Origin of the sequence: Thermanaerosceptrum fracticalcis, assembly GCF_000746025.2 — a bacterium.
In the GTDB taxonomy this organism is placed as follows: Bacteria; Bacillota; Peptococcia; order DRI-13; family DRI-13; genus Thermanaerosceptrum; species Thermanaerosceptrum fracticalcis.
In genome coordinates, this window is sequence record NZ_CP045798.1 from 366823 (window position 1) to 381991 (window position 15169).

The window sequence follows — 15169 nt, forward strand, 5'->3', positions numbered from 1 at the left end:
AGGTGGTTGGAAGTTAGGCTCCCAACCCCTTTTTAGTTATTCTTTAAAGAAGCCGCTTAAAAAATTTCACCCTAATAAGAGGTAAGAGTAGAGAATATGTAGAATTAATAATACAGATGTTGGCAGGATTTTGTTTTAATCAAAGAAGGGAATACAGATGTTTTCGCCAGAGGAAAAGAAAAAAAATCGGCGAAGCATGGAACTCCTTTGGAAGAACCATATCTTTTATTGTAAGTGTTGCAAGATTAGGAATAAGTGTATAATTAGGATGGTGAAACAATGGCTACTAACAGCATTATAACGAACACGGGCATAACAAATAACAATTCAGATTGGAGCTTTGATTTAGCCGTTATAGGTGGAGGGCCGGGGGAATATAAAAGGTGCCATCATAACTGACGAGAATTTGCGTACCAGTACCCACAACATCTATGCCATTGGTGATGTAAACGGGAAGTATATGCTGGCCCACAAGGCTTCGGCGGAAGGGATCGTGGCCGTAGAAAATATCTTTGGTAAGCCAGTAAAAATGGACTACAAAGTTATTCCCCAGTGTGTTTACTCTTTCCCGGAAATCGCTTCCGTGGGTTTAACGGAAAGAGAGGCCCGGAAAAAGTATGGGGAGATTAAGGTAGGAAGATTTCCCTTTTTGGCCAACGGGAAAGCGCTTATTGAAGATGAAACAAAGGGTTTTATTAAAGTGATTGCTGACAGCAGGTACAAAGAAATACTTGGCGTACATATTATTGGTCCTGCAGCCACTGAGCTAATTTCGGAAGTAGTAGTAGCTATGAAATTAGAATGTACAGCCGATGAATTAGCAAACTGTATTCATCCCCATCCCACCATTGCTGAAGCTTTAATGGAAGCTTTCCATGATACGGCCCATAAAGCTATACATTTTTACAGGTAAGTCTAAGTGAGATTAGCTGCTTCCAGTTTTGGACGGGCGAAAAATCCTTTTCTTAGGGGGTATCACATGTTAGATAGAATAATCAGAGTAGACATGAAAAACCTGAATATAGCAGAGGAAAAGATAGGACATGACTATAAACAACTGGCAGGCCGGGTCCTTTCTTCCCGTTTGATTTATGATGAAGTTCTTCCCTATGCAGACCCCTTAGGGCCCCATAACAAGCTTATTGTTACCTGTGGCCTCCTGGCGGGTACAACCATTTCATGTGCCAACCGCCTATCTATCGGGGCCAAAAGTCCCCTTACAGGCGGTATTAAAGAAAGCAATGCCGGCGGTATTGCCGCTTTCAAAATGGGACGTCTGGGTGTCCGAGCTATAATATTAGAAGGGATTCGTGAGGATAACACCTGGTATATCCTGGTAGTACAAAAAGATAAGGTTTTCTTGCAAGAAGCCAGTCACCTAAAAGATAAGGGCATCACGGAAAAAGCTCAGGTTATATATCAGGAATATGGGCCTAGAGCAGGTTTAATTCTCATAGGTCCTGCAGGAGAAAAACGACTGCTTACGGCAGGTATAGCTATTAATGATGCCGACGGAGTGCCCGGGAGGTTTTGCGGTCGCGGGGGATTAGGAGCAGTCATGGGAGCCAAACATCTCTTAGGCATTGTCCTGGATGATACGGGATGCAGGCTGGAAGAACCGGTAGTTCAGGAGTTATATAAGGAAAAGGTTAAAGAACTGCATCAAAATATCTTAACCCATCCGCAAACGGCCGAAATCTTCCCGAAGTATGGTACGGCGGCGATGATGGAAATCACCAATGCCCTGGGAGGATTACCTACCCGTAATTTCTTTACAGGCCGCTTTGAGGCTGCTGATAAACTTAACGGGGCAGCTCTTTATAACACAATTAGATCCCGGGGTGGAGAGGGGAAGACCACCCACGCCTGTATGCCGGGCTGTATCGTGCGTTGTTCCAATATTTTTGCCGATGAAAAGGGCAGCAAAATAGTATCGCCTTTGGAGTATGAAACCATCTGCCTATTAGGTTCCAACCTGGAAATTGATGATTTGGATACTGTGGCTCAACTTAATTATCTCTGCAATGATTATGGTGTGGACACTATTGAAATAGGCTGTGCCATAGGTGTGGCCATGGAAGCGGGTATTATTCCCTTCGGCGACAAGGGGGCGGTCCTTAACCTGATGCAGGAAGTTGTTAAGGATACTTATTTAGGGCGTATCATTGCCTCCGGTTCTGTAATTGCAGGAAAAGTCTTGGGCATCAGGCGCGTGCCGGCCGTAAAAGGACAGGGTATGGCTGCTTATGAACCCAGGGCCATTAAGGGAACAGCTGTCACCTATATCACCTCGGCTATGGGAGCAGACCATACGGCAGGTAATGTGGCACGTGCCAATATTAAGCATCACCTAAAAGACGGTCAGGTTGTGGCTTCACGTAATGCCCAGATAGGCGTAACGATTCTCGATGCTTTAGGATTTTGTATGATGGTAGGTCCCGCTCTGAAGGGCCGTTCTATTTTAGTCGAATTAATCAACGCCCGTTACGGCTGGGATCTGACGACGGAGGATCTGGAAAAAATAGCGCGGGATAACCTCAGTTTGGAAAGGGCTTTTAATGAAAAAGCCGGCTTTACTAAAGTCCATGACCGTTTACCCGAACATTTTTATGAAGAGGAAAACCCCGCCACAGGCACAGTTTTTGATATTACTGAGGAAGATTTGGCAGAGATGGTCTTTTAGGGTGTTATCATATGGAGAAGATTACTATCGAAGTCGAATGGAATTTACCCCGGATGGAAAAGAAAAAAGAAGTCTTTGAAGTTATTAAAGGGACTACTGTTGCTAAATTTTTGGAGAGTCAACCTCTTACAATCGACCTTAATGAAGTAATGGTGGTTTACAATGGTAAGGCAGCAGTCTTAACCGATGGAATAAGTGAAACTGGCAAGATCATCTTGCTTCCTGTACTGTGCGGGGGATAAAGAAAAGGGAGAAACCCAGGGAGTTGCCCTGGGTTTTATTTGTCTAAAGAATCAGATCTTCTAATAAAATTCATTCCTGCCTATGAGATATCAATATATATGATGGTAAATATCTAAAACCTTCGTTTTATATTATATTACATTGACCTTAATATTGAATTAGACTAGTGGGGAAGGAGAGGTTTGCCTATACTCCTATTCTACCTTTGATGCAGAGGGAGCTATTTTTTTCTGAGGTTTTTGCCGGTTATCTTGCATCTATTAATTATTTCGGTTACCTTTTAGGTGCTATTATGGCGGGGGTTATCTCAGAATATTTTTAACAGGCCTGGCAGTACCCTTATTGAACCAGTATTTCGGTTGGCGTGGTACATGGATTGGGTTGGCCTTTATTTGTTTCTTTATTGGACTGTTAACTTGGATATTAATACCGGAAACAGGCAATATTCGTCCCGCATCTGAAGCCGAATTATGCAAAACAAGAGTTGAAACAAGCATTTTTGCCCTGGCTGGTAGCGGCTTAATAAACTTATCTTTCACTTTGGTAGTATAGGGACAATGTGGAATAATTAGGAGGATAATGTAGAAAGAGTTAGTAATTTTTTTAAGTTCGTAGGTGTTGCCTGCCAAAAATAAGGGATAATGTTGATGTTCAAAGATTATTTGAGTAGTGGGAGGTATTCTATGGGTCCTAACACGGAGATGGAATTAAAATTACGTTTGAATGACGAAAGTTTACTGGGAAAATTGTTAAACGATCCCCATATACAAGAGCTGGCCCAGCCCCAGTCGTTACAGGCACAATGGTTAGAAGCCATATATTATGATACCCCCGGCAGGGCCCTGACCAGGGCAGGAATTGCTTACAGGATACGCCGTGAGGGTGATAAATGGATAGCCACGGTGAAAGCCGATGATTTATCAGCGGGTGGTTTGCATATACGTAATGAATGGAACGTAGAGGTGCCTTTACCGCTGCCTGATTTAAGTCCTTTTCTGCAAACTCCCGTCGGTCCCCGTCTGCTCCAGGTGGCAGGGGAGGAGCAGTGTGAAGAGCTCCTTGTGACATGCTTTGAACGTAAGAGTTTAAGCTTATCCTGGTATGACGGCAGCCGTATCGAATTAGCTGCAGACCGGGGAGAGGTTGTGGCCGGCGAAAGGCGTGAGAAGTTTGCGGAAATTGAACTGGAATTAAAGGAAGGGAACCCCGCAGTAATACTGAAACTGGGGGCAGTTTTAGCCAGGCGGTACCCCCTCTTCCTGGAACCCCGCAGCAAGTTTTCCCGTGGTTTGAAAATGCTGGGCATTGCCACCTTAGAAGAAAGTAAGGCCAAGTTAAGTCTGGATGGCAATGAAAATGTAAGAGAAGCCATGCTCAAAATTCTCATTGAAAATATTCAGTATGTTTTAGCGGCTTATGAGGATTTTCTAAAACAGCCCCAAGACCCGGAAACTCTTCACCAGTTGAGGATTAAATTGCACCGCCTTCGTTCCCTCTTATCTTTTGGCAGTCCTCTTCTTGATTCCGAATCTTATGAAGCAAAACAAGAGGAATTGCGGAATCTTAGTCTTAAATTGTTCCCCCTGCGGGAAATTGATGTGGTAATGACCGCATTACAGGAAATTACTGAAAACAAAATGATGCTTTTGCAGCCCACTTCATGGTTCATGGATTTAATGGTGAAAGAGCGAAAAGGGATGTTAGAAAGGTTATTGGAAGAAATGTCCCCAGGTTTTTTCACCGCTGTTTTGCTTGATTTTTGGGCCTGGCTTTTGGAAAACCCCTGGCAGGAAAATAACTTTGCCGGCATGTCATTATCGGATTTTTTCAGTTGCCGCATAAAGGGCTGGATAGAAGAATTACTATCTACAGGATGATACAGTGTTATAAAGATGGGTTTTACTGTAAATATTTTTATTTAGTCATGTTAAGGTTGTCACTTTACAGGAGTTATGCAGTTGGTGGAAATAAATAGAAAATAATAACTCAAAAAATATTTTAAAAAAGATCCTAATTTTCGACAAAAAAGGTCTTGACTTTTTCGAAAAGCCCCCATAATCGCTTTGGATGGTATTTTTTACCATCACTCTAGCGATATGGGTGATGTTGATGAAGAAACTGTGTAAACCAACTTTCGAAAAAAAGGATCACGGTCAAGGTGCCGGAATCCCGGTACTCAAGACAATTTGGGATTTGTTTGACCTGTCTCTGCTGTTTTCCCAGTCCGGAATACGCAAACACTCCGGAATTCCAGCGTGGCTCCTGGCTTTTGCCTACATCTGCGGCCTTGCTAATCATTCAAGTTCTGCAAATCAAAATGCTAAGTTTTCAACGGAAGCTCCATTTTTACAACAACTGCTTTCCGGGCAAATCATCTCTCAAAGTGCCTTCAGCCGGTTTCTCTCCAAGCCCTTTCAGTGGCTCCGGTTCTCTTTGGGCAGATTTGCCAGGTTACAAGAAAACACGGATAGCAGGCTGACCGACGGCGATATCATTGCCTTAGACGATACTAAAATTGAGCATCCTCACGGTAAAAAAATCCCCTTTCTCTGTTGGCTCTTTGACAGTTCGGATAAGTGCCATGTATGGTGCATTAATCTTGTGTCGACCCTGGCTGTCTTAAAGAATGGGCTCGAATATCCTATGCTGTGGCGCTTCTGGGTTAAAAATGGCCAGGAGAATGAAAAACAAACCAAGCTTGATCTTGCTAAACAGATGCTCGCAGAGGTGCGTCAGTTGAACAAGGCCAGACTCTGGGTAGCCATGGATCGCTGGTTTTTGTGTAAAAAGTTCCTGAACTGGCTGATGGGTCAAAATTTTGACTGGGTTACCAAAGCCAAACGTAACACGGCGCTATTCAGGAAAATCTACGACCCGGTACTAGGAAAGGAACGCTACATTAAACTTAATCCGAAGCAACTGCTGCGAGAAGTTTATTCCCAGCTTCGGGTCCTTGGCAAAGAATCGGTTCTCAGTATTCCGGACATTTACATCAAAATGCCCTATGAGACCTTAACACGCAAGGGAAAACCCATTACTAGACAACGTTTTTTACCCATAGCTGCCATTGCAGCCACTTATGAGAAGCAGGCTGTCGAGGGCAGCATAGTTCTTCCGGAGGAAGAATGCCCGGCAACCTTCAAGGATGCGTATCTCCTGATAAGCAATCGCGTAGATACGCCGGAAGAAGCTGCAACTGCCTATGCTAAACGATGGAGAATAGAAGTTTTTTACCGCACCGCTAAACAGAATCTTGGTTTAACATCTTGCTATGCTCAGTCTGAAACAGCTCATTTCGCACATGTGGAGCTCTTGTTTACAGCGAAGACCCTTCTTTGTTATGCCTCTTGGGAGTGCAATAAAGAAGGCGCCGAACAAGCCCCCTCCCTCTGCGAAGTGATAAGGTACTTCTTCAACGCCGGTTGTCGGATCCGCTGTTGCGAGCAGTTGATCCAAGTCTATTTTGACACGGCAACCCAGCGTTTTTCAAGGCTTATTGATAAATTCTGGCCACATTCTTTGGAACTTAGGTTATGGAATTGGAAAAATTATCCTGAAACTGCATAACTACTGTCACTTTATATGGTCATGTTTCATAAAATAGATACCAGGTAAGAGGATCTTACCAGAACCTCCTGAGTAGAGTAAACCAGTCGTTATCAAATGCCCCATTTCCTATAGCCCCCTTCTGAAGGGGGCTATAAATTTTGCACATACTGCAAGGCATCGAATGACTATGGTAAAATTAGTAATATGAGGAGGGGTTAAGGTGAGTATTCTTTTCGAGCATGTCAACATTGTTTCCATGGTGGTAAAAAACCGCTTTGTACGTTCAGCAACCCAGGACTTTCTTGGGAATGCCGACGGTACTATCTCGGAGCAGGAAATAGATCTGTACAGGACATTGGCCGCCAACGAGGTGGGATTAATTATTACAGCTCATTCATATGTGCAGCATCCATTCGGCAAAGCTAGTGTGAACCAGAATGCTATTTATAGCGATAAGTTTATTGACGGTTATAAAAAGGTGGTTCAGGCGGTACACAGTTTTGGCAGCAAACTGGTGATACAGGTTTCCCATGCAGGGAGACAGGCTCTGCCAGATGGGGGATTTACTCCCCTTGCTCCCTCTGCTGTACCTGAGAAGTCAACAGGTATTATGCCCAGAGAAATGACGGAAGAAGAAATCTGGCAGGTCATTGAAGATTTTGTGGCCGCCATGGTACGGGCCCGAGATACGGGTTGTGACGGGGTTCAGCTGCATATTGCCCATGGCTATTTATTGGCCCAGTTTATTTCACCATATACGAACCGCCGTAAAGATATGTGGGGAGGGAGTATCGAAAATAGGACCCGGATTTTAGAGGAAATCATGAAACGGGCCCGTTTCCAACTGGGTAGCGATTATCCTATTCTGGTCAAACTTAATTCCACCGATGGTTTTTCAGGCTCCGAATATCTCAATATAGATGATGTCCTTTATACAGCCAAGCTCTTGGAAAAATTAGGTGCTGCTGCCATTGAAGTAAGCGGCGGGATGCGGGATACCCGTAACGTTATGTCCCAACTCAATATTGTCAGGCCCGAACAGGAAGCATACTTTTTAGAAGCGGCCAAAGCTGTGAAGGAAAACGTTAATATTCCCGTTATCCTGGTAGGGGGCTTGCGCTCCCTGCCAGTGATGGAAGCCGTGGTCAGGGACCATTATATTGATATGGTAGCTCTCTCACGGCCTTTGATCAAAGAACCTGACCTGGTGACCCGCTTTCTAAAAGGACAGGAAAGAGCAGCCTGTGTTTCCTGCAACGCCTGTTTCAATCCCAAGGGTCTTAAGTGCTATTACAAGAATAGTTGAAAAAAAGAAAAGCCCTCGTAAGAGGGCCTTATTTTTATACAAATTTCCTAAACAGGGGTGTTAGGGGACGGAGTCCCTTCAGTAAAATATCTTTCCCGTACATCCCGGGCCATTTCTGCAATACGATTAGACACCTGGGGAATGGAAAAACCCAAATAAATAGGCGAGGTGACAAAGCGGGGCATGATCTTGGCGATGATCTTTTCCTCCAGTTTGTAAAAGAAGAGGTTGTAACTGTTGCAGTGATAGTCAAAGTAGTTCAAAACATAGTGAACGGCGGTCTGGATATAATCCGCCATCTGATCAATCTGGTTTATATCACTGAGAACCACGTTAAATTCAAAAAAACCAACACGTGGTTTGGTAGAAAGGTTGAATTCCACCCCCGGGGCTTGGGTGATGACAACACCTTCAAAATCTTCTTCCCTGATATTTTCGCGGTAATCAACTTTTTTTAGGCCTACAATTTGCATATGGGGATGGAAGATGGTTCCCCCCGAAAAGGGCCCATGATTTTTGAAGAAAATAACGGAACTAAATTCACCGCTGTTTTCTATTTCCAGCCATTTTTCCACACCGAAACGAATTACGTGGTGCAGGTGTTCTTTAGAGTATATGGAAAGTTCTTCATCACAATTGTAAGTTTCTATTAACACCAGTTGAAGGGTATCTTCCAAAACCGGATATTTATTCTTGAGAAGGACGAGGGGACCTTCGGATGCCAGGATATCGACCAAACTTTCACGGTTGCAGAAAGGACAGCTTGTGTCATTTTTTTGTGCTGGATTGGGCTTTTGCCGGGCGATGGTCCTGGGTTTCTGAGCGCCCAGGTGGGAATTAAAGTGTAAATGAGTACTGGAAGACATTAATCTCACCTTAATTCACTTATGTTCTCATAGTTATCATAACTATATTTTACAAGAAAAGCTATAGCTTTAGGATCAGTTATAATTAAAATGCGAGATATACTTACGAAGGAATTTTGTATACTACACTGAATTAAACCAGGAATTTTGTATACGACAGTTATAAAGTAATATATTGTATTCAAAAAAATCATATAAGAAAGAATCCTCATAATATAAATAATAATACATAATACATACGTAAAAATAATTGACTTGCTAGTAAACTGTAATCTATAATGTGAAACAACAAAGCTAATACAGGCTGGATTAATTCCAACTGTATTATAACAATTGAAATAATTAAAAATACAAAGCAAAGGCGCTTTTATTTTCGGGAACTCTGGCTCTTAAAAGTCAGCAGACCAGAAGATAAAAGCGCCTTTCACTTAACTATAAAATTACATTCAATACAGATAACAGAGTAGTTGCTGTATTTGAGGGCAAAGACGCTTTAACAAGAGGAAAAGAACTGGAAACGGTGATTTTCCTGCCAGTTAAAGCGTCTTTTTCTATATCTATTATTTTATTTAAAAGGATAGGAGGAAATGACGATGAGACAGGTAGCGATTTATGGAAAAGGCGGGATTGGTAAATCGACGACGACGCAGAATACCGTGGCTGCCCTGGCTGAGGCTGGCAAGAAAGTAATGGTGGTGGGCTGTGACCCCAAAGCCGACTCTACCAGGTTACTGCTGCACGGGTTGTGTCAGAAAACGGTAATGGATACCTTACGGGACGAGGGGGAAGATATCGATCTGGATGATATTATGAAACCGGGTTTTAAAGGTGTAAAATGTGTAGAATCTGGTGGACCCGAGCCCGGAGTGGGTTGTGCAGGGCGCGGTATTATCACATCCATTAATTTGTTAGAGTCATTAAACGCATATGACAAGGATCTGGATTATGTCTTCTATGATGTACTGGGTGACGTGGTTTGTGGCGGTTTCGCCATGCCCATCCGGGAAGGAAAAGCGGAGGAAATATACATTGTAGCTTCAGGAGAGCTCATGGCCCTTTATGCTGCCAATAACATCGCCAAAGGCATTCAAAAATATGCCAAATCAGGGAAAGTGCGGCTGGGTGGTATCATCTGCAACAGCCGGAAGGTTGATAATGAATATGAATTGCTGAAAGCTTTTGCCGAGGAAATCGGTTCCCAATTGATTCATTTCGTGCCCCGCGACAATATTGTCCAGCGGGCGGAAATAAACAAGAAAACTGTAATAGACTTTGACAAGGAGGCCAACCAGGCTAATGAGTACCGGAAATTGGCCAAGGCCATCGATGAAAACAGGATGTTTGTCATTCCTAAACCCATGACCCAGGACCGCCTGGAAGAACTAATGATGCAGTACGGTTTTCTTGATGCCATAGCGTAAGGAGGGGTGAACTAATGATAATGATCAGGGCTATTGTTAGACCGGAAAAAACTAATACCATTCTGGCTGAGCTAAACAGTGCCGGGTTTCCTGCCGTTACAAAAATAGATGTGGTAGGACGGGGTAAGCAAAAAGGAGTAAGAATTGGCGACGTGATTTATGATGAGATACCTAAAGAAATGCTGATGATGGTAGTAGGGGATGAAGACAAGGAAGATGTAATAAATATTATTCTTAAATACGCTAAAACCGGGGAAAAAGGCAATTACGGTGACGGAAAAATCTTCGTAAGTCCCGTGGAAGAAGTGTACACCATCAGCAGCGGCAAAAAGGGTCTCTAAGGGGGGCCGCTATGAAAGAAGTTATGGCTATCATCCGTATGAACAAGGTAAATGTTACAAAAAAAGCTCTGTCCGAAGCAGGGATAAGTTCTATGACCGCAAGGAAGGTATTGGGGCGGGGCAAAATGGTTAATGTTCACTCCATCATTGATGAACTGGCTGCACCGGAAGAGGTGGCAGGTAAAATTGCCGAAGGTTTAGCCCAGGGTAGCAGGCTGATACCCAAGAGAATGCTTAATATTATCGTACCTGATGACCAGGTACAGAAAGTAATTGAGACTATTATTAAAGTCAATCAGGAAGGCCACAGCGGCGACGGCAAAATCTTTGTTTTGCCCATCCTGGATGTAGTAAGGGTCAGGACGTGTGAACGTGGTATAGATGCAATCTAAGCATTGGAGGGTTTAAACATGGCAATAAACGAAAAAATGCTGGATAAAATACTGGATCAGTATCCGGCTAAGGTAAAAAGAAATCGCAAAAAGCACATAATCATCAAGGACGCGGACCTGGCCCGCCAGGAGATTGAAGCCAACACTAGGACCATTCCCGGCATAATTACCAACCGCCACTGTGCCTTTGCCGGGTGTAAAGGGGTGGTGCTGGGTCCTTTAAAGGATATGGTCCATATTGTGCATGGTCCCATAGGGTGTGCCTACTATACCTGGGGTACCCGTCGCAACAAAGCCAAGAGTGAAGAAGGAAAAAAGAATTACCTCAATTATTGCGTTTCCACGGATATGCAGGAAAGTGATATCGTTTTTGGCGGGGAAAAAAAATTAGCCAATGTTATTGATGAAGTGGTGGAAATCTTTAAACCCAATGCCATCACTGTTTCTGCCACTTGCCCTGTGGGGCTGATCGGGGACGATTTGGCTGCAGTGGCCAAAGCAGCTGAAAAAAGACACGGCATCCAAGTACTGGCTTTCAATTGTGAAGGCTATAAAGGAGTCAGTCAATCTGCCGGTCACCATATTGCCAACAACGGCCTCATGGAGAAAGTTATCGGACAGGGGGAAATGGAGAAGGCCCCTGCCAGGTATTCCATCAATCTCCTGGGAGAATACAACATTGGCGGAGACGGCTGGGAGATTCAAAGGGTCCTGGAGGAGATAGGTTATCATGTGATTTCCGTGATGACAGGGGATGGTTCTTACGAAGAATTAAAAAACGCCCATGTGGCGGAGTTGAACCTGGTCCAATGTCATCGTTCTATCAACTATATAGCGGAAATGCTGGAGACAAAATACGGTACGCCCTGGCTAAAAGTTAACTTTATTGGGATTCAGAACACTATTGATTCTTTGAAAAATATGGCCCTCTATTTTGACGACCCTGATTTGCTGCAGAAGACGGAAGAGGTTATTGCCAGGGAACTGGCCCGGATTCAACCGGTGATGGACCAGTACAGAAAAATTTGCCAGGGGAAAACAGCTTTCTGCTTTGTAGGGGGGTCCCGGGGACATCATTACCAGGGGTTGTTTGCGGAATTAGGCATTGAGACGGTGCTCGCCGGTTATGAGTTTGCCCACCGTGATGATTATGAGGGTAGACAGGTTATCCCCTTTATAAAGCCTGATGCGGACTCCAAAAACATACCTGACCTTCAGGTGGTCCCTGATGAAAAGCATTTCAGGCTGAAAATATCCCCGGCCAAGATGGAAGAACTGAAGGCGAGAATTCCCCTGAGCCATTATTCAGGTATGATTACAGAAATGAAAGATGGCAGCATTATTGTGGACGATCTAAATCATTATGAAACGGAAGAATTTATCAAGCTGTTAAAACCTGATATTTTTGCCTCCGGTATTAAAGATAAATATGTGGTACAGAAAATGGGCATTCCGGCCAAACAGCTTCATTCCTATGATTACAGCGGTCCCTACGCAGGTTTTAACGGCGCCGTGAAATTTGCCGAAGATGTGAGCATGGCTTTTGTCTCCCCCACCTGGAATTTCATAGCGCCGCCATGGAAACATGAACCATTACTGGAAGGAACAATCGGAGAAGGAGTGTCGTAATATGTTGGACAGTACACCAAAAGAAATAATAGAACGCAGCAGCGGGGGCGTCATCAACCCGGCCAAGACCTGCCAGCCCATCGGCGCCATGTACGCCGCCCTGGGCATCCACAAATGCCTGCCCCACAGCCATGGTTCCCAGGGCTGTTGCTCCTACCACCGGGCGCATTTAACCAGGCATTTTCGGGACCCTATTATGGCTTCTACCAGTTCTTTTACAGAAGGTGCCTCTGTTTTTGGGGGTGGCAGCAATCTTAAAACTGCTATTAAAAATGTATTTACCATTTATAAACCCGATGTAATGGCTATTCATACCACTTGCTTATCAGAAACTATAGGCGATGATATCCCCAGTATTATCCGTACTGCAGAAATCCCGGAAGGGAAGCTGGTCATACATGCTAATACCCCCAGTTATGTGGGTTCCCATATCACCGGTTTTTCCAACATGACTAAGGGAATGGTGAATTACCTGGCAGAAGCCAGCGGGGAAAAGAAAAAGGAACAGGTGAACATCATACCTGGTTTTGTTAACCCGTCTGATATGAGAGAAATAAAGAGAATGCTTAAGTTAATGGGAATAAAATTCATTATGTTTCCTGATACCTCTGGCGTAGTAGATTCTCCCATGACCGGGGAGTTTACCATGTACCCCAGGGGAGGGACGAAAGTGGAAGACCTGGTAGATGCGGGGAATTCCAAGCTGACCATAGCTCTGGGCAGTTTTGCCTCGGCTGATGCCGCTTTCCTCCTGGAGAAAAAATGCAATGTACCTGCTAAAGTATTGAAAACACCTATCGGGATTAGGGCTACAGATGATTTACTGATGACGCTGCGCAAACAATTTGTAAAAGAAGTTCCCTATGAATTGGAAGAGGAAAGGGGACAACTGGTGGATATTATGACGGATACCCACTTTCACTTTCATGGAAAAAAAGTGGCTATTTTTGGCGACCCCGACATCGTTCTCTCTTTAACAGAATTTGTTCTGAGTTTAGGAATGCAGCCCATTCATGTATTGACAGGCACTCCTGGTACTGCCTTCGAAAAGGAAATAAGCGAAATGTTAGCACAAGCCGGAATAGAAGGAAGAGTAAAAGCAGCCGGAGATCTCTTTACCCTGCACCAGTGGATAAAGAATGAACCTGTACACTTATTAATTGGCAATACCTATGGAAAGTATATTGCCAGAGCGGAAGATATTCCCTTTGTGCGTATAGGATTCCCTATCCTGGACAGGAGTGTTCATACCTATCTCCCTATTGTCGGCTATAAAGGGGCTATGCGCATAATTGAAATGATCAGCAGCGCCCTCCTGGACAGAACAGACCGCGATGCTGCCGATGAGGATCTGGAGTTAGTGATGTAATGTGAATACGGGAAAATGGACGTGATAATATGCTGGATTTGGCCATCGAGGAAAGAAAGGATTTTGTTTATACCAAAAGTAAACAACGTAAAGCTTTAAAGTGTGATACAGACAGTATTTCCGGAGCGGTAAGTCAAAGGGCCTGTGTGTATTGTGGAGCCAGGGTTGTTCTCAATCCTATCACGGATGCTGTTCATCTGGTACATGGTCCTATTGGCTGTGCCAGCTATACCTGGGACATCCGGGGAAGCCTGAGCAGTGGCTCAGAACTGTATCGTAACAGTTTTTCTACGGATTTGAAAGAACAGGATGTAATTTTTGGCGGGGAAAAGAAGCTGACAAAAGCCATTGAAGAACTTGTACAGAAATACAGGCCCAGGTTAGTTTTTGTCTACTCAACCTGTGTTGTGGGCGTGATAGGTGATGATTTAGAAGCTGTATGCCGGGCCATGGCGGCAAAACATAATATCGAAATTATTCCTGTCCAGTCCAGCGGTTTTGTGGGGAATAAATCCATGGGCTACCGCGCTGCCTGTGACAGCCTCCTGCGGCTGATCGAGCCCCGGCGGGGGCAGAAAATCGTGAAGAGAAAGAATTGTCTCAACTTAATGGGTGATTTCAACCTGGCGGGTGAAACCTGGATTATTAAGGAATATCTGAACCGCATGGGGTTAGCGCTTAATGTGGCCTTTACCGGTGATGCCAAATACGAGACTTTAAAGACTGCCACCCAGGCTTCACTTAATATTGTCCAGTGTGCCGGTTCTATGATGTACCTGGCCAAAAAATTTGAGGAAAAGTATGGAACACCATTTCTCCGGGTTTCTTTTGTGGGCATTGAGGATACAGTGGAATCCTTACGCAGGATAGCCAAGGCAATTAATGACCAGTCGGTTTATGAAAAAACAGAAGAACTTATCGCGGTCGAAATGGAAAAAACCATACCGGTTATCCAGGAATATGGCAAGGCTCTCCAGGGTAAGAAAGCCGCTGTCTATGTGGGGGGTGGATTTAAGGCCATTTCCCTCATCAAACAGTTTAAGGAGTTGGGTATTGAAGTTGTCATGATTGGTACCCAAACGGGGGGACCGGAAGATTATGCAGCTATAAATGACCTGGTGGAAGAAGGTACAGTGATCCTGGATGATGCCAATCCGGCAGAAATCGAAAGATTTACTTTGGAAAAAGGAGCTCATCTCTTGGTAGGTGGGGTTAAGGAAAGGCCGCTGGCCTATAAATTGGGGCTAGCCTTTATTGACCATAACCATGACCGGAAACATCCTTTATGCGGGTTTGACGGGGCAGTAAATTTTGCCCGGGAAGTATACTCTACGGTTTGCTCCCCGGTCTGGAAATATGTCTAAGGTGTG

General features: G+C 44.2%; 14 protein-coding genes. 13 read left to right on the forward strand and 1 reads right to left on the reverse strand.

What is annotated here, in order from left to right; all coding sequences use genetic code 11:
• Nucleotides 1-358 precede the first annotated feature (358 nt).
• From BR63_RS01940 to BR63_RS01970, 7 genes are all read left to right on the forward strand, one after another.
• Nucleotides 359-913 (forward strand): FAD-dependent oxidoreductase, encoded by a 555-nt coding sequence (locus tag BR63_RS01940; RefSeq protein ID WP_051966220.1) that lies wholly within the window; start codon nucleotides 359-361, stop codon nucleotides 911-913.
• A 66-nt stretch (nucleotides 914-979) separates the two neighbouring features.
• Complete coding sequence (locus tag BR63_RS01945) at nucleotides 980-2683, forward strand: aldehyde ferredoxin oxidoreductase C-terminal domain-containing protein (protein ID WP_034425406.1); 1704 nt, start codon at nucleotides 980-982, stop codon at nucleotides 2681-2683.
• A gap of 11 nt (nucleotides 2684-2694) precedes the next feature.
• A complete protein-coding gene (locus BR63_RS01950) occupies nucleotides 2695-2925 on the forward strand; it encodes a hypothetical protein (RefSeq protein ID WP_034425404.1) in 231 nt (76 codons plus the stop codon).
• Nucleotides 2926-3092: 167 nt separating this feature from the next.
• Nucleotides 3093-3248, forward strand: coding sequence for a YbfB/YjiJ family MFS transporter (locus BR63_RS19925; RefSeq protein ID WP_207724751.1), 156 nt, complete (start codon nucleotides 3093-3095; stop codon nucleotides 3246-3248).
• 361 nt (nucleotides 3249-3609) lie between these two features.
• Entirely contained in the window at nucleotides 3610-4803 is a 1194-nt protein-coding gene (locus BR63_RS01960) for a CYTH and CHAD domain-containing protein (RefSeq protein WP_051966219.1), read from the forward strand.
• Between the two features lie 232 nt (nucleotides 4804-5035).
• Nucleotides 5036-6493, forward strand: a complete 1458-nt coding sequence (locus BR63_RS01965; RefSeq protein WP_243269998.1) for a transposase — start codon at nucleotides 5036-5038, stop codon at nucleotides 6491-6493.
• Between the two features lie 202 nt (nucleotides 6494-6695).
• A complete protein-coding gene (locus tag BR63_RS01970) occupies nucleotides 6696-7781 on the forward strand; it encodes an NADH:flavin oxidoreductase (protein ID WP_081908208.1) in 1086 nt (361 codons plus the stop codon).
• A gap of 47 nt (nucleotides 7782-7828) precedes the next feature.
• On the opposite strand, the gene BR63_RS01975 is transcribed toward BR63_RS01970, so the two are convergent.
• On the reverse strand, nucleotides 7829-8647 hold the full coding sequence (locus BR63_RS01975; protein ID WP_034423364.1) for a DUF4931 domain-containing protein: 819 nt from the start codon (nucleotides 8645-8647) through the stop codon (nucleotides 7829-7831).
• A 593-nt stretch (nucleotides 8648-9240) separates the two neighbouring features.
• On the opposite strand from BR63_RS01975, the gene nifH reads away from it, so the two are divergent.
• The 6 genes from nifH to nifE are packed head-to-tail and all read left to right on the forward strand — an operon-like array spanning nucleotide 9241 to nucleotide 15163.
• Nucleotides 9241-10068, forward strand: coding sequence for a nitrogenase iron protein (nifH, locus tag BR63_RS01980; protein ID WP_034423366.1), 828 nt, complete (start codon nucleotides 9241-9243; stop codon nucleotides 10066-10068).
• A gap of 14 nt (nucleotides 10069-10082) precedes the next feature.
• Nucleotides 10083-10409 carry a P-II family nitrogen regulator gene (locus BR63_RS01985; RefSeq protein ID WP_034423368.1) on the forward strand — a complete coding sequence of 109 codons (327 nt, stop codon included), beginning with the start codon at nucleotides 10083-10085 and terminating at the stop codon, nucleotides 10407-10409.
• 11 nt (nucleotides 10410-10420) lie between these two features.
• Nucleotides 10421-10801, forward strand: a complete 381-nt coding sequence (locus BR63_RS01990) for a P-II family nitrogen regulator (RefSeq protein ID WP_034423370.1) — start codon at nucleotides 10421-10423, stop codon at nucleotides 10799-10801.
• Nucleotides 10802-10819: 18 nt separating this feature from the next.
• Complete coding sequence (gene nifD, locus BR63_RS01995; protein WP_034423373.1) at nucleotides 10820-12430, forward strand: nitrogenase molybdenum-iron protein alpha chain; 1611 nt, start codon at nucleotides 10820-10822, stop codon at nucleotides 12428-12430.
• Between the two features lies 1 nt (nucleotide 12431).
• Nucleotides 12432-13799: a nitrogenase molybdenum-iron protein subunit beta gene (gene nifK / locus BR63_RS02000; protein WP_034423375.1), complete on the forward strand. Its 1368-nt coding sequence runs from the start codon at nucleotides 12432-12434 to the stop codon at nucleotides 13797-13799.
• 29 nt (nucleotides 13800-13828) lie between these two features.
• Nucleotides 13829-15163, forward strand: coding sequence for a nitrogenase iron-molybdenum cofactor biosynthesis protein NifE (gene nifE / locus BR63_RS02005; protein WP_034423377.1), 1335 nt, complete (start codon nucleotides 13829-13831; stop codon nucleotides 15161-15163).
• The last annotated feature ends 6 nt before the right edge of the window (nucleotides 15164-15169 follow it).

What these genes read in the sequence shown, in the direction of transcription:
- BR63_RS01945 (WP_034425406.1), top strand. Translation starts at nt 980, where the DNA reads ATGTTAGATAGAATAATCAGAGTAGACATGAAAAACCTGAATATAGCA.
- BR63_RS01950 (WP_034425404.1), top strand. Translation starts at nt 2,695, where the DNA reads ATGGAGAAGATTACTATCGAAGTCGAATGGAATTTACCCCGGATGGAA.
- BR63_RS01960 (WP_051966219.1), top strand. Translation starts at nt 3,610, where the DNA reads ATGGGTCCTAACACGGAGATGGAATTAAAATTACGTTTGAATGACGAA.
- BR63_RS01965 (WP_243269998.1), top strand. Translation starts at nt 5,036, where the DNA reads ATGAAGAAACTGTGTAAACCAACTTTCGAAAAAAAGGATCACGGTCAA.
- BR63_RS01975 (WP_034423364.1), bottom strand. Translation starts at nt 8,647, where the DNA reads ATGTCTTCCAGTACTCATTTACACTTTAATTCCCACCTGGGCGCTCAG.
- nifH (WP_034423366.1), top strand. Translation starts at nt 9,241, where the DNA reads ATGAGACAGGTAGCGATTTATGGAAAAGGCGGGATTGGTAAATCGACG.
- BR63_RS01985 (WP_034423368.1), top strand. Translation starts at nt 10,083, where the DNA reads ATGATAATGATCAGGGCTATTGTTAGACCGGAAAAAACTAATACCATT.
- BR63_RS01990 (WP_034423370.1), top strand. Translation starts at nt 10,421, where the DNA reads ATGAAAGAAGTTATGGCTATCATCCGTATGAACAAGGTAAATGTTACA.
- nifD (WP_034423373.1), top strand. Translation starts at nt 10,820, where the DNA reads ATGGCAATAAACGAAAAAATGCTGGATAAAATACTGGATCAGTATCCG.
- nifK (WP_034423375.1), top strand. Translation starts at nt 12,432, where the DNA reads ATGTTGGACAGTACACCAAAAGAAATAATAGAACGCAGCAGCGGGGGC.
- nifE (WP_034423377.1), top strand. Translation starts at nt 13,829, where the DNA reads ATGCTGGATTTGGCCATCGAGGAAAGAAAGGATTTTGTTTATACCAAA.